The sequence below is a fragment of the Proteiniphilum saccharofermentans genome (assembly GCF_900095135.1).
Lineage (GTDB): Bacteria > Bacteroidota > Bacteroidia > Bacteroidales > Dysgonomonadaceae > Proteiniphilum > Proteiniphilum saccharofermentans.
Map to the genome: position 1 here is coordinate 4305745 of NZ_LT605205.1, position 20075 is coordinate 4325819.

Consider the following 20075-nt stretch of genomic DNA (forward strand, 5'->3'; position numbering starts at 1 on the left):
GATCCGGCAAAAATAGGCTACCTGTTTTATTTTTCAACCTTATTTCCCGTAAAATCTTCTTCATTAAAACTAGCTTACTCTATATATTAAACAGTCTCCTGAGATGCCTGTCGTAGATATTCTCTTCCACACATCTACCGATTACGTCGGCATATTTGACGAGCAGGTCGGTATATTCGCTTCCCATTTCCGCAGCTACTTTATACGCCACATGAATGAGTTGACGGAAATTGGGATTGTAGTCGGGATGTCCCGGGATATGCCGGAGCGTATTGGCAAACTTCTCCCCCGTCCAGCTATTGACCTCCTCCACGGAAGGGAGTTGTGAGCCATCTATATTGATCACATCGGCATAGGGAGCGCACAGTTCCTCCTGCCTGTTATATGAATTCTCATAAATCTTTTTTGCCAGCTCAAGCCCTTCTCCGCCAGCTACGGCCAGGCCGATCACCTCCTCGAGCCAGGTGGTACCGGCGGTTTTCAGATGGAGCCCCTTGTCGTGTCTTGCGATAATGTCTGCCATGATCGGGTAAATGGAGAATTTATCACTCCCCGAGTGAACGCTCAGCTTCAACTCTTCAGGCAGTCCAAATTCTTTCACTGCAAAATCGATCACAAGCACATCTTCTTCAAACTCTTTGGCAAACTGTACCAGATCGCCTACGTAATCGACGCCCTTATTAAAGCGGCCTGTAAACTTAGGAGCAATTGTCTGGGCAGGTACACCCTTGTCGGCAAGCATTTTCAAAATAAAAAGCAACTCGACCGGAGTCTGAGGAGACTCTACTTCGTCCATAGAAACTTCCGTGATGAAGTTACCTTCACCCTTTTCTTTTCTCAGATAGGCATAGATTTCCGATGCATGTTGTGTGGCGGCAAGGAACTTGGCTGCGATATCACGCAATAACTCTTCAGTTACATTCAAAGGCTCCTCCATACCGGGAATTTGCAACCTGCCCATATATTTCTGACAGGAAGCTACAAAAGCGGCTACTTCTTCCGGACTGCTCTCATTACCGATAAATGCAGCTACATCCAACGTGAAGAAGTCAGATACCTCTACATATTTAGCAACCGTGCTGAGATTGATATGATCGGCATCCACAAAATAGAGCCCTTTGAAATCCAGGGCATTGACAGCCTCGTCAGCCTCCCTGCGGGTATCTGCCGGTTGTGTACCAACATAAATATGTTCCCTGTTAGATTTATTCCATACCGGACTGATATCCAATCCTCCTTTTTCATTCGCCTTCATGATAGCACGCAGCTGCGCTTTTCCCTGATGAGTGAACCTATCTCCTACTCCTATACTGTATTTTCCTAATTGCATATGATTATTATTTTTCTTGTTGTTTACTTGTAAATAAATGGATAGTAATTTCTAAAATCTAAAAAACTCTCTTGCATTGTTATAAGATATATTCTCTACCATCTCCCCAAGGAATTTCATTTCGGAAGCAGGCAACAGCCCCTGCTCGACGTCATTCCCAATGAGATTACATAATATCCGCCGGAAATATTCGTGACGCGGATAAGAGAGGAAACTGCGTGAATCGGTCAACATTCCTACAAAGCGACTCAGCAGTCCCAGATTAGAGAGAGAGTTCATCTGCGCCTCCATCCCTGTCTTCTGATCAAGAAACCACCATCCTGAACCAAACTGTATCTTTCCTGCCACTGATCCATCCTGGAAGTTGCCGATCATAGTAGCGATGAGATCGTTATCCCTGGGGTTCAGGTTATAAATGATGGTCTTGGCCAACCGGTTGTCTTTGTCCAGTTGATCGAAGAAACGGCTCATCGCTTTTGCTACATTAAAATCACCGATAGAATCGAAACCGGTATCAGGACCGAGTTGTTTGAACAAGCGGGTATTGTTGTTACGGATAGCTCCATAATGGAATTGTTGTGTCCATCCTTTTTCCCAATCCATTATGGCACCTTCATAAAGCATGGCCGATTTGAATTTCAGTATCTCCTCTCTTACCAGTTCTTTTCCACCATACACTTTATTGAAGATCTGTTCAATTTCGGCCTGTGTATAGGGTTCGGCATAGAACTCCTCGATACCGTGGTCGGAAAGTTTACAACCCACACCGGCAAAGAAGTCGTGTCGCTTACGAAGTGCTTCGATCAGGTCGCTGAACCGGTTGATGGCCACTCCCGACACATCAGAAAGTTTTTCCAGGTATGCACGGTACTCTTGCGGATTCTCCACCGCCATCGCTTTATCGGGACGCCAGGTCGGCAGGACTTTGATCTCAAATTGCTCCTCTTTAAGCGCCAGATGATGCTCTAAACTATCGGCAGGATCATCGGTGGTACAGACCACCTCCACTTTAAATTTTTTCATCAATCCCCGGGCAGAAAATTCAGGAGTACGCAACTGCTCTGTACATTTGTCGAATATCTCTTTCGCCGTTTCAGGTTTCAGAAGCTTGTCCACACCAAAAGCAGTCTTTAATTCCAGGTGAGTCCAATGATACAATGGGTTCCGCATGGTGTAGGGTACCGTTTCGGCCCATTTCTCAAATTTTTCCCAATCGGAGGTATCTTTTCCGGTGCAGTACCTCTCTTCCACTCCATTGGTACGCATGGCACGCCACTTATAGTGGTCTCCTTCGAGCCATATCTGACCCAGATTATCGAAAGCATGATCCTTGGCGATATACTCAGGGTTCAGGTGACAATGGTAGTCAATAATAGGTTGCATTTTTGCATGTTCATGATACAACTCTTTCGCTGCATCCGTCTGAAGCAAAAAATCTTCATGAATAAAACTTTTCATACGATTAAAATTATTTATTTTCTAATGTATCGTATGGAACTCGCTTATCGAAAATGTTCTTGTGTGAGAACAGTTATCATGCTCGTTTCATACTAAAACTATTTTAAAAATGGATATTTTCCGCGCTAGGACTCACTGTTGTCGTACACAATCCATACAAGTCCCCAAAGTTATATATTTTTATTTGATAATTACCGATACAGAATGATTTAATTTTCTTACCATCTCATCCAGACATTTCCGAAATTCTTTTTCATTTTTTACGGGTTGCCAGTCAAGTTCCCAGGTAGGCATAAAATAATATTCCACACATCCGTTTTGGGGAGAGAGCACCACCAGATGATTCAGCGCATCTTCGGTGATCTCTTTCAACTGGTCATTCCTATAAAAAACAGCAAGCCCCATCATATCGTTATTCAGACTTTGTTTGCCGAAAGTAGCGATATAGGACCATCCTGTCTTACTATTATTTTCTTTAGCGGGCATAATGAGTTCAGCATCTTTACTCTTAATAATGCCTGTGGCAATATTATCAATCGGACGATCTACTTTCAATTCCATGTGAGAAGCACGGTTCCCGGCATCGATCGATATAAGAGACTCCAGATTACATTTGACACCGTTTGCATCCCAACCGTAATAGGTAGTCATCACCTGCGCACGGATTTTCCCATCGGCAGGGATATAGCAAGTCACACTGTCCCGTTTTTCTATCCTCACAGCTTTGGTTCCGTCCCATACTGCAATGGAACCCAAACCAAGGGTATTTCCCACTTTCATATTGTCCATTCCCCATTCAGCCATCTCATGATAACTGTCATATCCGTCCACCCCAACAAAAGGCAGCACGATCCCGGATGTCTTCTTCCCGAAGACATCTACCGCATTTCGTTGATCAAGGTAAAACCGGAACCCGACTATATCACTTTCCCAACCAGGGCCTTCATATTTAATATAGTAGGCGTGGTCTCGGAAAGTACCGTCGACCGTAAGACGGTTAGGCTTTACCCATGAATAGCCCCCTTCGTACTTCGGCCCGACGAATTTTCCTCCGATCTTATGGGCCAATTCAGCATAGGCACGTTTGGGATACTTATCGGCGGCCCCCTTCTTCACCTGAAAAACCTTTTTACTGTTACCTTCGAGGCAGGCCACCGGAAAGATTGCTTTGTGATTACCATTGATATCGGTTACGACCTCCAGGGGAAGTTCTTCACCACCTTCAGCCACCATCATATATTGGCCGTAAGGCAATGAAAGTTCTTCCACCGGTATCTCCACGGTATAGTGGCGTATCTCTTCTACCGATCTGTTCTCCACAATTATACTTTGTCCGTAGCCTTGTACTGCGAACAGAAAGAAAAACACTGCCGGGAATAAGCGATTTCCCAAAAATGATATTACTTGCATACTATTCTATTTATTATTTCTTTGAAAAATGTCAATAATTCGATCTATATGTATCTATTACAAAATCATTGTCATCCAAATGTTTCTCAATAAAAGAGTCGACAGACCGGATAAAATCAAAATGCTTAAAGTAGGCCGGAGACCCGGCATCAATCAACCCGCCGTAAAAAACAATGAGAGAAGAAAGGATTGTATTTCCGGCATTTTATTCATGTACGAGAGCGCTCATTAACTACTCACAAATATAGCTTTTTTATGGGGTAAAAAGGAAGGTTTTTATAATTAAAAACAATTTAACACCCTTTAAAAACCAATTCGTCACCCACCATTTGGTAAGATTTGATTAAAATTGCTGTCGGATTAAGTTCCATGGCACTCGAACGACAAGGGACAAGGAAGTGAGGTAATTATTATTTGGTTTTAAGGATATATAAAACTAACGATTGTATTAAAATAACTAAACTTACATTACACAAGAACAACACATTAAACCTAAGGAATCAAAGCAAATCAGGAAATATCCAAATTTGAAATGAATTAGTATTTAATCTAAACAAATTGAAAAATGAGATGAAAAAGAATTTTCTAAATCTAATGAAAAGATGGTTGTCTTTATTGATATGGACAATATCCGTATGTGCATCTGCCCAGAATGTCACAGTAAGAGGCACTGTATCGGACACCTCCGGGGAAGCGCTGATCGGGGTAACCGTTCTGGTGCAAGGGTCCTCCGAAGGAACGATTACGGATGTCAATGGCTCCTATATTATAAATGTGTCCCCGGATGCGTTTTTGCAATTTTCCTATGTGGGATATATATCCCAAAGCATTGAGGTCGGAAACCTCAGGGAGATTAATGTGGTTTTAGAAGAAGACCTCCAGACGCTGGACGAGGTCGTGGTTGTGGGGTATGGGGTTATGAAACGCCGCGACTTGACAGGAGCCGTATCTTCAGTGAAAGCCGCCGACATTGAAAAAGTTGCGTCAAGCAATGCGATGCAGGCGCTACAAGCACAAGTGCCCGGGCTAGACATTACCCAAAACGACGGGCAGGCGGGTTCAGCACTTTCAATGACGGTACGAGGAACCCGCTCCATTTCGGCAAGTAACAGTCCTTTGGTTTTAGTTGACGGCGTTGAATACGGTTCCACCATCGATATCAACGCCTCGGACATTGTATCCATTGATGTACTCAAAGATGCCGCTTCAACAGCAATTTATGGGACAAAAGGGGCCAACGGGGTTATCATCATTACGACCAAGCGGGGAGAAAAAGGTAAAACGCGTGTTAATTTCAATTCTTACCTTTCTTCAAATATCGCCACGAGTTACGCAAAACCCTTGTTTGGCGTAAAAGAGGTACAAGCATGGGTAGATAAGGAAAACTACGCAAAAGACCTGGCATCGGGAAATTGGGGCACGTCGAATCTACAGCCGACCGATCTCGACGCCATGAACCAGATTCCGGATAATTTGCCAGATGGCCAGCAATTCACTACCGGCGACATTTATGCATCGGGGAACTATGTAGACTGGCTCGACCACATCCTTCAAGGTGGACTGACACAAAATTACGATATCTCCGTTTCGGGGGGATCAGAAAAAACCAATTTCAGCCTTTCGTTGGGCATGATGAACGAGCAAGGATTACTGAAAGGAGATGAGATGACCCGTTACAACGGTAAAATCACCCTTGACCATGCCATCAACAAATATGTGAAGGTAGGAGCCAATATCATGTATGCCCTGCGCAGTCAGGATTCACGCAATTCAAGCGTATTCGGACAGGCATTGAAGATGACCTCGGTTTCACGCGCTTACAATGAAGACGGGTCACTGGTCTATACACCCAACGCACTCTATAAAGCGCACGTTTCGCCGTTAGCAGATGATGTAGAGGGTGTTTGGAGTAAGAACAACCAAAGTACAAGGTTCTTCGGCAACGTTTATGGTGAAGTCAGTCCAGTCAAAGGATTACTGTTCAGAACCATGATCAATCTCAGCAGACGCAACGGCCGTGTAGGCAATTACAACGACTACATGAGTGTGGCAAACTACCAGTCACCCAAAACAACCATGTCTTTGGAATACAGCATGAATACCAGCTATGTATGGGATAACACGTTGACATATAACACAAAAATCGACATGCACGAGATTACGGCCATGGTTGGCACAAGTGCGCAACAAAGCATAAGCGAAGGCATGAGCGCGTCGGGACAGGCAGGGATTGAACACTACTACGCCAGTTCCTTCTACGACATTTCGAAAGTCGGGATGGTAACACCCTCCAGTAGCTATACCAAAACGTCACAGTTATCGTTCTTCGGGCGTGCCGTTTATACTTACGCGGACAAATACACCTTGATGGCGACCATGCGCCGCGACGGTAATTCAACACTCTCTGCGGGTAACAACAAATGGGGAAATTTCCCCTCCGTCGGGGCAAACTGGCGCATCAATGAGGAACATTTTATGGAAGGGACAAAGGATTGGATGTCAAACCTGAAAATACGGGCAACATGGGGTATCAGTGGTAACCCGGCAGTGGATGCTTACGGAACCTTGCCAAATCTGAGCAGTCAAGCCCTCTATTATTATTACGGCGGCTCCGACAGCAAAGCAGGCTATCTGCCTTCTAAAATGGGAAACCCGAATTTGAAATGGGAAACGACCAAAGCTTCCAACTTCGGTCTCGATTTCGGATTCCTGAAAAACCGCATTTCGGGAAGCGTAGACTACTATATTACGCATACCGACGATTTGATTTATCTGAAGACCGCACCGGCATCTTCCGTATTCCCATCGGTAATGTCAAACGTGGGATCCACCAAGGGTAGCGGGCTGGAGATCGCCATAAATACCACCCCTGTGCTGACAAAAAATTTTACATGGAACGCTAATTTCTCTTATTCAACCAGTACCGACGAAGTAGTTTACCTGACTGATGGACTTAACCGCAATATTGTGGGCACAGGCGGGCAAATTGTAGGAGAACCTGTCAATATTTTTTATAATTACAAAGCCGAGGGTACATGGAACGTAGGCGAATGGGAAGAATACCAAACCGCTTGGGAAGCACGCCATCCGGGCGAATCAATGGAATACATGAATGGTTACGGCACGCCCGGGACTATCAAAGTGGCCGATCTCGACGACAACGGTAAAATTGACGACAATGACAAGATCGTGTACAACCGTTCTCCTAAACATATCTTTGGCATGAACAATACAGTTACCTATAAGAATCTCTCGCTTTCGGTGCAACTGTATGCACGCCTCGGCGGATATATGAGTTACGGACTGAACGGACAGATGTACTTCGAACCGCAATGGCAAAACTGGGGCGATTTGGATTACTGGATTCCTGATGGCAAAAGCCACCGCTTTCCGAATCCTGGCGCAACCACAGACCCTTACAAGAGTGTCAATACAACTTATGCCTCCGCGCTGCTCTACGAAAAGGCTGATTTCTTCAAGATAAAAGATATCACACTGACATACAACTTGCCCAAAACATGGATCAGCAATCTGCATATCGACAATGTGCGGATCTATGGGCAATTGAAGAACTATCTGACGTGGAGCAAAGTGGGTGACGGTTACGATTCCGAACGTGGAGGATCCACCTCTTTCCCGTTGGCCAAACAGGCTGTTATCGGATTAAATATCCAATTCTGATCATCTAATAAAATGAAAATAATTATGAAAAATAAATTTGCTATCTTTATGATAATCGTTGCACTTACCAGTGCGCTCACGATGCTTTCCTGTTCCGATTTTCTGGAAGAGGATAATAAGACCGGGCAGACAGCGGACCTGACCTATTCCACCAAATCAGGGATCGAGGGTTTGTTGAACTCATGTTACACTTTCGCTCGCGGATTTTACGGTAAAGAAGCAGGTGTGGGATTTACGGAGGGAGGTACCGACCTCTTTTATCCCGGTCAGGACAACAAACAAACCTCATTGGTAAACTACCTGCTTACCCCTGAAACCTTTGAACCGTCGCTGGCTTCGTCAAAAGCAAACAATCCTTGCCTCGACCAGTATTGGGAACTGTTTTACACCGGCGTGGACGCCTGCAACAACGCACTGAAGTATATCCCCTTATGTCCGGCGATCGACGACAGATACAAGCAACAGTTGATGGGAGAAGCGTATTTCCTCAAAGCGTTTTATAATTTCCACATCGTGAATATATGGGGAGACGCGCCTTACAATGACGCAGCCATCGAAGAAACAACCACTGCCCCCACGCGAGAAGACGAAACCGTAATTTACGACAAGATACTGGCGGATTTGGGACTCTCCATTGCGGCATTTGAAACGGCTGATTACAAGAAAAAAGAAGGAAAGGCCGATTATTGGGCAGCCAAAGCATTCCGCGCGCGCGTATTGCTTTACAAGGCATCATGGCTGAAAGACAATGCCTCTTACGCATTGGCCAAACAAGATGCGGAAGATGTCATCAATAGTGGCAACTTCTCTTTTTACGATGACTACGCAGAAACATGGTATATGGAAAACGAAGACGTGTCCTTGAACAAGGAAGCCATCTTCGGCATTACCTACTCCTCGGACCTTAAAACCTCTGTGAACTGCATTCCCAAACGTTACCGCACCGATTCCGACGGCAACGCGATGGATTATGCCGAACAACTTACCCGCACAGGTTATTCACGTGGCGGTAGTGCCATGTTGCTGATGTTCGTCTCTCTCTGGAATAATGGATGTCCCGATATCTCCAGCGATATCTTCAAACGTGTGACGAAACAGGATGGAAGTAATAATGTAATAAGCGGGGTGGATATCTCCTGGTATTCACGCTATGGCCGTGGTTTCACACGCTACCTTCCTTCGCTCTACCTGTGGCAGACCCTCGAAAAATACCGTGCTACCGACCAACGTACCGACGCCACCCTGCTCTCAGCTTATACCATCGTTCCCGGTCTTGAAGGTAAGTCCAAGTATTACAAGCAAATGACCGATACGGCTATTTACTACAGCCCTTTGAATGGAGATTCGCCTGAAGGGCGGGCATTACAGGAATGGGCAAAGAACAGGTACCGCCTGCAGTTCGCATACGGCGGGGAAATCCCGGTCTATTCGTCGGGAGACCCCGCATCGGCAATTCCTACATCCGCGGCAGTCCCTACCTCAAGTGTCTATAACGATGACCGTTATAACAATACAAAAATCGGGGGAAAAACATCATATCCGGGCATTAAAAAATTTCTGGATTGGTTTGATACAAAAGACGCTGACGTGGATTACCTCACACATGATATTTCCTATCGCGATGCCGTGGTCATCCGTTTGGCGGAAATGTATCTCATCAAAGCCGAGTGCGAACTGGCTACAGGAGGAAACGCCCTGAGTACAATTAATCAGCTTCGTGCCGTTCGAGCCATTGAAGGCAAGGACAACAGCCGTAAAGGCACTTTGACCATTGACGATATCCTGGAGGAACGCGCCATCGAACTCTGCGGTGAACAACAACGATGGTTCGACCTGAAACGCACCGGCAAACTAGTCGAATACGTAAAAGCACGCAACAAACTGGCTGCCGACAACATTGCAAATTTCCATGTATATAGGCCGATACCACAAATACAAATGGATGCAATCACAAATCCCGGCGAGTTCAAACAAAATGAAGGTTATAATTAGCAAAGGGATATAAGATAATATACATTTAATCAGCAACTTATCCCAAATACATGAGTTAAAGAGCAAAGTGCTGACGCAAATGTTCGCACTTTGCTCTTCTTTATGAGGAGCATCCTCTTTACGTTAGTTCGACCTAAGCAAAAGTCTACATATCTTTTTTAAAAATGTCATTTAGCATATATGACTTTTTGTATTCGCTGGGTGTCATATTAAATTTCTTTTTAAAGCATTTGGTGAAATATTTGGCGTCATTCATACCAACTTTGTAGGCAACCTCCTTTATGGTATAGTCCCCGTTTTGGAGAAGTTCTGCCGCATGTTGCATCAAAAAGTCCCGTACATATTCGATAGGTGCCAACCCTGTAAGCCCTTTTAGTTTCTTAAAGAATACCGTACGGCTCATACCCATTTCCACAGCCATATCTTCTATTACAAAATCATTGTCACCCAAATGTTTCTCAATAAAAGAGTTGACAGATCGGATAAAGTCAATATCTTTCTCATTGACAGGCGTATTGGCGACGTTTTCTTTCCTTAACGGAATTTGGGATGTTACATTGGCCCTGTTCCTGTAATATTTCTGTAACTCGTATCTCCGTTGCAACAGGTTTTTCACCCTCACTTTGAAATAAGAGACGCTGAAAGGCTTGGTAATGTACTCATCTGCACCATGTTCAAATCCATCCAGTTTACTGTCCAATGTAGTTTTTGCTGTTAGGAGCAGGAAGAGCACATGGCTTGTCAGGACATTTTTCCGTATATTCCCCAGGAACTCGATACCATTAATTTCAGGCATCATAATATCACTTACAATAAAATCAGGGATAAGCTCCAATGCTTTTTCAAAACCCTCTTTTCCATTCGAGGCTTCATGTACTTCGTATTCATCTTCGAGGATGGACCGGATAAATTGCCGGAGATCCTCATCATCTTCCACGAGCAGTACGCAGGGGGTATCACTGATCTCTTCGTGGACTTGCGTGAATTCATCAGCAACTACCTGCAAACCTTTGGTTTCGTCTGACAACATGGAACCGGAAGTCTCGTCAATGATCACATCGGCTCCAAAATGGGAAGTGCCTGTTTTAAACAAAATGGTAAAAGTGCTCCCCTTCTGCTCATCACTCTCCACTACTATCCTGGCCCGGTGTTTATCGGCCATCTCTTTCACGATAGACAACCCTATCCCGGTACTGGGTTTACTTGGATCTTCATTAAAGGACTCAAATCTTCTGAACAGCCGCTCCTGTTTATCTTTCGAAATACCGATCCCCGTATCTTTTATCCGTATGGCGACCTCACTGTTTTCATTGTATACAGATACCCGGATGGTTCTTCCGGAAGGAGTATATTTAAAAGCATTGGAAAGCAGGTTGACAATAATCTTTTCCACTGCCTCCGTATCAATCCATACCGTTTGAATACCGGCTCTGTTTTCGAAACTATAATCGATTCCTTTTATCTCTGCATTTTTGATATAATTGCCATATATATTTTCCACAAAAGAGGCTATTTCCACTTTGCTCACCTTTAGCGGCGATTGTTCCATCTTTTGGAAGTCGAGGATCTGGTTCACCATTTTCAGCAACCTATTGGTGTTTTTCGACACAAGCGAAAGTTGATCTTTTACCGGTTGCGGTGTGGTTTTACTTTGTAACAGGTTTTCGATAGGGGAGACGATCATTGTCAACGGAGTGCGTATCTCGTGCGAAATATTGGTAAAGAAGCGTGTTTTGATCTCCGACTCCTGCTTCTCCAGCACGATCTTGTTCCGCATTTTATAAAATGTGTAGAGTATTTTGAACGTGACATATAAAAGCAGGATTATCACCAAAGTGTAAATAAGATAAGCCCATCCGGTGGCCCAAAACGGGGGTAATACCTCAATGGAGAGCATCCTCTCGTTGTCGGCCCATACCCCGTCACTGTTGGTCGACTTCACACGGAACAGGTATTTTCCCCGCGAGAGGTTAGTGTAATTGGCAGTCCGTTGATTGCCGGAAAAGATCCACTCTTTGTCGAATCCTTCCATTTTGTACATATAGAGTATATTTTCAGGATCAGTATAGTCCAATGCAGCGAAATCAATACTGATAAAATTCTGGTTATGTTTAAGGACAAGATTATCCGACTCGTCGATATTTTGTTTGAGAAGCCCGTCAGGGGAAACCGGAACATTCCGGTTGAACAGCTTGAATTGTACTAACGCAAGATAGGGATTGAAAGTATTGTTTTTCACTTCCCGGGGATCAAACACCACCATTCCATTAAGAGAACCGAAGATCATTCTTCCATCCTGTAAGCGCCACCTTGAATTTTCGGAGAAATTGGATCGCTTCATTAAGCGCTTGATCTCGCTGAAATTTTCAAATGTTTGCTTATCCCTGTTAAATTTAGTGAGCCCGCCTTCACTGCCGATCCATAAATTGCCATTGTTATCTTCCTGAATGGACAAGATGATGTCTGAAGGCAATCCGTCGATGGTGCTATAGATTTCAAAAGCGACCGGAAATCCTTTGTGGTCCGTACTATCAATCCGGGTAATCCCACCGCCGAAAGTCCCGATAAAAGTCTCGCCCGATTGTGTAGTACAGATATCCATGATATCATTGGCTCCGATACTGTTCGAATCGCTGTTATTTCTCGTATATATTTTAAAATCTATATCCTGAGGCCTTTTAAAATCGGCATCGAACATGATAAACCCGAATGTAGTACCCACGCAGATATTTCCATGTTTGTCTTCCGATATGATCCTTACCCGGTCAGCATGGTTGAAGGGAAACCGGGTAAGATCGTTGAGATGGTTGATAACCCGCCCTTCACCGGAAGAGAGGATCAGATTAAGCCCTCCCCCGTAAGTGCCTATCCATATATTTTTGTTTTTATCTTCGAAGATGGAATATACATCATTGCTGTTCAATGAGTATCTGTCGGAAGGATCATTACAGAAATGGTGTACTTCAAAACTGTTCCCTCCATTTCTGCGGATAAGCTTATAGACACCCTCCCCTTTTGTGCCAATCCATATATTTTGCTCCGAGTCTTCAGTAATACAATAAGCTATTCCGTTCAGGGGCGTACCTCTCCCAATTTCTCCCTGTTGCGTGAGAATACCTTTCTCATTCAATCCGGCATCATAGACATGTATCTTACCATCTTTCGTGGCTGCCCAGATATTCCCGTAAGAGTCTTCAAAGATGGGACGGACTTCGTTACTGATTGTCGAATTATCGTTATCACTGATTGATAAGGCTTTGAAGCTGGAATCATCATAGAAGATCACTTTCTCCAAGCCGGGTGAGCGGGTGCACATCCACAAATTGCCCTGCCTGTCGGAATAGGCAGAATGCAACATATTGGAAAACAGAGATCGGGGAGAAGAGGGTTCATTATAGAAGGGGATAAGCTTCTCTTCCGTTTTGTCATACAGGGAGAATCCCCCTCCTCTGGGATGAACCCATAAACGGTTTTCCCTGTCTTCGAAGATAAAAAAATTAGGCAGGAAAACAGAGGAAACAGCGCTTTCCACATAAGGTGTGTAATGAAAATATTTTCCGGTATAGGGATTGAATTTTGAAACACCCAGCCTATCGGTCTCCAACCAGATATTTTTTGAACTATCGACATAGGCTGTCATTATTTCATCGAATTGCATTGCCGGAAAAGTTCTGCTATTGTACACATCCATTCTGCCGTCGTGAGTAGTGTATATAACAAAGCCGCTGTGGTTGGAGAGGATAAGGATCTTCTCGGAAGAGAGCTCCTGTATGGAAATAATATCGGATGTCAGTTCGGTGGGAAGTTCCTCAAATGTACCCCGTTTTTGGTCATATACCCATACAACTCCTTCTCTTGAACCGAACCAGAGTTCATCGCCGAATTCCATTACACTGAAAAAGGGAGTCTCCTCTTTCAAGCTGCCATCGGACAATGAATGGAAATAAAAGAGGGAGCCGGCACCATCTGCAGGTAGACAGGTCAATCCTTTATCGGTGAGGATCCACGAGTTCTGGTGCATATCTTCATAGATGGTATGCACAAAATCTCCGCTGAGATTACGATCCCGGATACTATATACCTCTGCATTGAACAGGGAATCCATGATTGAAATACATCCTTCTTTTTCCGATAAAAGCCAGACCTTTCCGCTTTCGGTAGGAATAATCTGGGATACGTAATAGTTTTTATCTTTATAGGCTTCTATGGAGTTTGTCCCCATAAAAGATTCCGTATCTACATTAAACCGGTATGCCCGGTTATCATAAGAGAGAACCCATATATTGTTGTATTTATCTTCATACAATCTGTCGACCCTGCTGCTTCGCGATTCGAATTGACCCGATGGTAAATGGTATGTGGTAAATGTGTAACCGTCAAATTTACTCAATCCATCCCAGGTACTGAACCACATAAAACCTTTACAATCCTGCAGGATATCAGTGACGGTATGTTGGGGAAGTCCGTCCTCAGAGCCGTAATGCACGAAGTAGGCAGGGGGTTGGGACATGACGGTTCCTGTACCGAGAAGGAATATTGATAAAAAGAGGAATACTATTTTCAACTTTGTTTTCATTCTATTGCCAGAATCACAAGGATTAACAACAACTGATTCAATTTTCCGAGACGCATCTTATATTCTCCAAAATAGTGAAAGCCGAGAGAAAAACTAAACTTGCTTAAGTTTTCCGAGGCGCATCTTATATTCTTCAAATGTAGCGAAAATAATAGCAAACCCATGTTAGGATGGGTTAAAAACTCGTTAAAGTATAGACACCTTACTCCCAAAAATCGGAACCTAACACTTTTTCCTTGGAATAATTTTGAGTTTTTGTATCTGTGAGTTGATGTGACCACTTTACCCGTGCCCCCGTAGGAGCACCTTCCCCGCGATTGCCATATTCCACAAAACGGGCTGTGGATTCATTCTCCTCGTTATTCCAGTTATTCCACCCTTCGGGTTTAATGACATTGCCAAGTTCACATTCTATAAAAGCCACATGGGCATAAGGCCGCCACGGACGACCGAGATAGAATGAATTTGCCTGCTCTCCGGTTACCCTGCATTTATGGAAAACATATCCAAAAGGAGCATTTTGCGGTGTGGAGGCAGCTGTCACATATCCGTTCCCCTTACATACAATTTCACACTCTTCGAACCAGGCTGTAGAAGCACCGAAAATAAAGTCAACCGTCCCCTCTATGTAACAATTGGAATAGTACTGACGGCTGAACGCTTTATGTGTATAAAGCGTATCCTGAAAACCGAGAAATCGGCAATTGTGAAAACGTGCCCGGTCACTTCGGACGATAATCGCTACTGCCTGTCCGACGGGTCCCGCGGCATTTTCGAATGTTATATTTTCCGCCCTGAAGAGATCGGGACAAACATACACGCTTGCCGAACCCGACGTGCCTATTTCATCGCCGAAAGGACTCTTCTTCGATGCATAGTTATTATACGACAGAATGGTTCTGTACCTGTTCTCTCCAACAAGGGTAAGATCCTGCTTCGTATCGGGAATAATGATCTTTTCGCGATAGATGCCATTGCGGATAAAAATGCGGGTAGGCCGTTTCCGGAAATCAGGAACGGCATTGACCGCCTCCTGTACCGTCCTGAAGTCACCTGTCCCATCCCGGGCTACAACGATATCATAATCGGACCTGTAGATGACAGCCGGTTCGTCAAAGAGCTTCCACAAAAAGTTGGCCATCAGGTTGACAGTAGAGAGATGCCACGGGTGAAAAAGCCAGAATGTGTGGGGCGTATCTTCGAAAGTATGTTTCTCGGAATAGATGCCAAGGCTGTCCAGACGGCGAATATGCTCATCACGCCCGTTGTGGAACCGGGGGATGGAACTATTGATAAAACAGACCGGTGCGGAATGGCTGCCTACCCAATAGAGTGCCGAAGCATCTTTCCAGGCTTCCGGTTTTTCGCTGTATGTCCCGTTTAACCATAATGCATCTGCCGGCACCTTATTTCCTTCGCTTTTTACCTTTTCCGCCCTGACGACGGTTTCTTTTTCAATAAATGTAGAGATACCATCGATATTAATGATGGCTTTGATAAGATTATCCCTGTTCTTTGTACCTATCAGCGCTGCCAGTTGTCCTCCGGCAGAACATCCCGATACCGCAATTTTACCGGCATCGAAACCATACTCTTCGGCATTGCGGCTTATCCATGAAACGGCATCGTTCAGATCATCCACAGCAGCGGGATAGAGCTGCTCCGGCGAAAGTCGGTATTCTACCGTAACCGTTGCAAATCCTTTTTGTGACAGATGTATAGCCAATGCCTCCTGCATATCGGGAGAACCGGAGTTCCATCCACCACCATGAATCATCAGTACTACCGGATAATTATGCTCATCTGCAGGGCGATACACCGACAACCGCAATTCCCGGTCGCCATATTTCGTATCCCGGATAGTCTTGTAAATGATATCCGGATAGACAACCATTTCGTGGGTACTCTTTGCCTCCGCTATCCGGATAAAGGGAAACCGTTTCACCTCTTTTTGATACGAACTTTGAAGGGTGTAGCCCGTGTCACGTGGCAGCCCGTTTATCACTACTGTCTGAGCAGTGAGGGGCAAAGTGCTGAAAACAACGAAAAACAGTATCCGGATTATCTTCATATACTTCTATTACTCTACCTCAAACCAATCGATAATGGCTCTTCCGCCATCGTTATTCTTTACAGGACGCGAACAGACAAATCCCATTTTTGCCCCTATCCATTTGCCTTCTTTCGCAGTGAACGGTTTCCCGAGCGCATGGAAGGATCTGCCATCAGTACTGTAGCTAAACAGGCACAGTGCGTCGGGCGTCACACTAACCCTGAAAAACAGGGTAGAATCATTCAACGACACCTGTTCGTTCACCGTTTCCTTACCTCCTCTATCGGCCTTTAAGCATTCATTCTGGGAAAGGACAAATCCTTGTTCCGTTTTCTCGAAGGACAACAGAGCATAATCCATCCCCATCACTACAAAGCCGAATCTCTCACCGCTGATCGAGACCGACGGACGGAACGTTACCCTGGCGGTGGCTGTAAACCGGTTCGAAGGGAATTTTTGCAACAACAGGTTAGGAATATCCCAGAGACTGACATAATCATCGGGTACAGGAACGGAATACAACTGCAACGTCCCGGTACCGGCATCTGCGAAATGCCACCAGTCCATAGGATTGGCATGCCATTGCCATTGCAATCCCAACATGCCTGAGTCGAATTGATCGCTCTCGGCAGGTGTTACGATTGGATGGTTTCCGCCCACACGCGGCTTACGATAAGTGCCAACGGGCTCTCCCCAACCCTTGTTATCTCTATCGATCCCGATGACCGGCCAGTCATTTTTCCAGACCATGGGTTGCAAATGGACAATACGCCCGACCGCACCGGCATCCTGAAAATGGTAGAACCAATCTTCCCCCAGAGGCGTATCTACCCAGGCACCCTGATGTGGGCCGTTGACATCGGTATTTCCTTGTGCCATGACCACCTTACGCTCATACGGGCCAAATACATTCTTTGAACGCAATACAATCTGCCAGCCGGTCGCGACACCGCCCGCAGGAGCAAAAATATAATAATAACCATTCCGTTTATGGAATTTAGGCCCTTCCACAGTAGGATCATTTTCATGTCCATCATAAATGATCCTGCCGGGAGAAACAGCCTTGGTTCCTTCGCTGTTCATCTCCGCAATAGAGAGTACACTCTTTATCCCTGCCCGGCTTCCTGCATAGGCATATACCAGATAAGCGTTCCCGTCATCGTCCCACAGCGGGCATGAGTCGATCAATCCTTTTCCGGCCTTTACCAATACCGGATCACTCCACGGACCCGCAGGATTTTTCGTCTTAAGCATATAAATTCCGTAATCGGGATCACCATAATAGATATAAAACTCACCGTTATGGTGACGGATCGACGGTGCCCACACCCCATTCCCATGCTGAGGAAGGGAAAAAACGGAATCCGGTTTCAACCGGTCTATGGCATGGCCTATGATTTTCCAGTTCACCATATCCTTCGAATGCAGTATGGGTAGCCCCGGAACAGCATTAAAACTCGATGCGGTCATATAATAATCATCTCCGACACGACATACGTCGGGATCAGAATAATCGGCAAACAGAATGGGATTGTTATAGGTTCCATCCCCTAAATCGGCTACCCAGGATTTCGATATATCCTGCTGACCGTATGATGACATCACCAAACAGCACAGAATAAATACCAAAGCACTATTTCTCATTATTTTCAGTTGTTGTTTAATTATTATTCAAATTTACTTTGCAAAAGTAGATGTTTGCTGCGCCCGACATAGTAAAAACAAGTTTTTCATCTGTACTCGCTTATCGCAAGCATTCAATTGAGTAAACGATCCAAATAGGGTAATTACTGATATTTTATCTCCGATTTATCCACTTCAGATGCTATTTCAATCCGGTTTTCCGGCAGACCGGAGAGATATATGCCGGCGTTCTTGCTACCGGTTATCCGGGCTACCTTACCCGATTCATTGAGTTCAAAAACGAGATTCTCACTTCTGAAATTCTTCACATTGTTGAATAAGTAGGCAGACCCCTCTTCCGGAATTACTGTCACATCCTTGAAAGTGATGTCTTTTGATTCTGAAAACTCAGCGCCGTAACGTGCGGTAATAAATGCATTTTCAAGATTGATGTTCTCTATATTCATCTCGGGAAGCCCGTTGAAGAACATCGCCCTGCGGGCATTCCTCGACACGAGATTTTTCACATAAATATTCCTGAATACGGGAGTTTCTTCGTTGACCGGGAAAGCCTGTCCACCGGTAGGTGTTGTATCGCCATCAGCCAACGATTCGGATGCCGATTTACCGCCGTAATAAAGGTCGAACAAAAACGACTCGGTTACGATGTTATACATATATATATCTGAGATGTATATATTCTCCACAACACCACCCCGTCCACGGGTACTCTTGAACCTGAGCCCGACATCAGTACCGAGGAACTGGCAATTTTTCACAGAGATATTTTTTACTCCTCCCGACATTTCACTGCCGACGATAAAACCGCCATGTCCATGGAATACTTTACAATTGTCCACGATCAGGTTTTCAGTGGGACGGGCGCGACGGCGACCATCTTCGTCCTTCCCCGATTTGATACAAATAGCATCATCCCCCACATCGAATATGCTATTCACAATAATTGAATTGATGCATGACTCCAGGTCAATGCCGTCTCCATTTTGGGAATAGTTGGGATTTTTCACATATACACCATCGATGATCACATTTTCGCACATCAACGGGTGAATATTCCATGCCGGGGAATTCTCAAACAGCACGCCCTGAAGGTAGACATTTTTACATTCAATAAAACTGACCATCACCGGACGCAGAAAATCCTTTATCTCAAGCCATTGTTCTTCAGTCATATCCTGGCGCGGCACATTCATATCGCTCATCAGGTACCCTTTCAACGACCCTTCGGTTGGGAACCAATAATTTCCGTTATGCACAAAACCTCCGGAGGTAACCACCTGTTTCCACTGCCTTTCGGTTACTTTTTCTTTTTTCAGCGGGCGCCATGCTTCGCCGTATCCGTTGATGGAACCCTGGCCCGTAATAGCGATATTCTCTAAGTTCCTTCCTGAAATAGGCGACTGGCAACGGCGTGTATCCAATCCTTCGAATATGGTTTCTACCAGGGGGTAAAGATCGAAATCGGGCGAGAAAAGGATCAAAGCCCCTTTTTCCAAATGCATATTTATATTGGATCGAAAGACAATAGGACCGGAAAACCAGACTCCTTTAGGGACGACCAGCGTACCTCCGCCTTTTTGTGAAAGTGCCTCCATCGCTTTCTCAAACGCTTCGGTATTCAGCGCTATACCATTGGGATTTCCACCGAAATCGGCTACATTCACCTGATTATCGGGAAATACCGGTACATGCACGTAAGGCATTTCAAAAGGAAGATCCTCGTATAGGTAGGCATATTTGTAGTTTTGTGACTGCTGTGCATTGCAGCCATATGTCAACAGAAGTGCAAACAATACAAGGAAATTAATTTTCTGCATAATATCTATCTGAGTTAATAATTAGTAATCAAAAAGACTCTTTAGTTCTATATTCACAAAACTATAATTTATTGAGTAATAAAGTAGAGTATAAATTGGTTTTATAAGGCAGAC

Annotated in this window: 9 protein-coding genes; 2 read left to right on the top strand and 7 right to left on the bottom strand. The window is 44.7% G+C overall.

The features are described 5' to 3' along the window. Window positions 1-79: 79 nt before the first annotated feature. From PSM36_RS16765 to PSM36_RS16775, 3 genes are all read right to left on the bottom strand, one after another. Window positions 80-1330 (bottom strand): tagaturonate epimerase family protein, encoded by a 1251-nt coding sequence (locus PSM36_RS16765; RefSeq protein WP_076931878.1) that lies wholly within the window; start codon window positions 1328-1330, stop codon window positions 80-82. 51 nt (window positions 1331-1381) lie between these two features. Further along, window positions 1382-2788 (bottom strand): glucuronate isomerase, encoded by a 1407-nt coding sequence (uxaC, locus tag PSM36_RS16770; protein WP_076931879.1) that lies wholly within the window; start codon window positions 2786-2788, stop codon window positions 1382-1384. Between the two features lie 180 nt (window positions 2789-2968). Next, entirely contained in the window at window positions 2969-4198 is a 1230-nt protein-coding gene (locus tag PSM36_RS16775) for a DUF4861 family protein (RefSeq protein WP_076931880.1), read from the bottom strand. 594 nt (window positions 4199-4792) lie between these two features. Here PSM36_RS16775 and PSM36_RS16780 point away from each other — a divergent pair. Then, a complete protein-coding gene (locus tag PSM36_RS16780) occupies window positions 4793-7879 on the top strand; it encodes a SusC/RagA family TonB-linked outer membrane protein (RefSeq protein ID WP_076931881.1) in 3087 nt (1028 codons plus the stop codon). A gap of 24 nt (window positions 7880-7903) precedes the next feature. Continuing rightward, window positions 7904-9871, top strand: coding sequence for a RagB/SusD family nutrient uptake outer membrane protein (locus tag PSM36_RS16785; RefSeq protein WP_076932342.1), 1968 nt, complete (start codon window positions 7904-7906; stop codon window positions 9869-9871). Window positions 9872-10016: 145 nt separating this feature from the next. Here PSM36_RS16785 and PSM36_RS16790 read toward each other — a convergent pair whose 3' ends face one another. The 4 genes from PSM36_RS16790 to PSM36_RS16815 all read right to left on the bottom strand — a co-directional run bounded on the left by PSM36_RS16790 (window position 10017) and on the right by PSM36_RS16815 (window position 19961). Then, window positions 10017-14447, bottom strand: a complete 4431-nt coding sequence (locus PSM36_RS16790; protein WP_076931882.1) for a hybrid sensor histidine kinase/response regulator transcription factor — start codon at window positions 14445-14447, stop codon at window positions 10017-10019. Between the two features lie 202 nt (window positions 14448-14649). Beyond that, the gene (locus PSM36_RS17790) at window positions 14650-16518 is read right to left on the bottom strand and encodes a pectinesterase family protein (RefSeq protein ID WP_154671054.1); all 1869 of its coding nucleotides are present in this window, start codon (window positions 16516-16518) and stop codon (window positions 14650-14652) included. Window positions 16519-16527: 9 nt separating this feature from the next. Continuing rightward, window positions 16528-18144 carry a glycoside hydrolase family 43 protein gene (locus PSM36_RS16810; RefSeq protein WP_076931884.1) on the bottom strand — a complete coding sequence of 539 codons (1617 nt, stop codon included), beginning with the start codon at window positions 18142-18144 and terminating at the stop codon, window positions 16528-16530. A 143-nt stretch (window positions 18145-18287) separates the two neighbouring features. Beyond that, entirely contained in the window at window positions 18288-19961 is a 1674-nt protein-coding gene (locus PSM36_RS16815; protein WP_076931885.1) for a glycoside hydrolase family 28 protein, read from the bottom strand. Between the last annotated feature and the right edge of the window lie 114 nt (window positions 19962-20075).

Bases quoted from the DNA above. Each gene is read 5' to 3' on its own strand.
- PSM36_RS16765 (WP_076931878.1), bottom strand. From the start codon at position 1,330: ATGCAATTAGGAAAATACAGTATAGGAGTAGGAGATAGGTTCACTCAT.
- uxaC (WP_076931879.1), bottom strand. From the start codon at position 2,788: ATGAAAAGTTTTATTCATGAAGATTTTTTGCTTCAGACGGATGCAGCG.
- PSM36_RS16775 (WP_076931880.1), bottom strand. From the start codon at position 4,198: ATGCAAGTAATATCATTTTTGGGAAATCGCTTATTCCCGGCAGTGTTT.
- PSM36_RS16780 (WP_076931881.1), top strand. From the start codon at position 4,793: ATGAAAAGATGGTTGTCTTTATTGATATGGACAATATCCGTATGTGCA.
- PSM36_RS16785 (WP_076932342.1), top strand. From the start codon at position 7,904: ATGAAAAATAAATTTGCTATCTTTATGATAATCGTTGCACTTACCAGT.
- PSM36_RS16790 (WP_076931882.1), bottom strand. From the start codon at position 14,447: ATGAAAACAAAGTTGAAAATAGTATTCCTCTTTTTATCAATATTCCTT.
- PSM36_RS17790 (WP_154671054.1), bottom strand. From the start codon at position 16,518: ATGAAGATAATCCGGATACTGTTTTTCGTTGTTTTCAGCACTTTGCCC.
- PSM36_RS16810 (WP_076931884.1), bottom strand. From the start codon at position 18,144: ATGAGAAATAGTGCTTTGGTATTTATTCTGTGCTGTTTGGTGATGTCA.
- PSM36_RS16815 (WP_076931885.1), bottom strand. From the start codon at position 19,961: ATGCAGAAAATTAATTTCCTTGTATTGTTTGCACTTCTGTTGACATAT.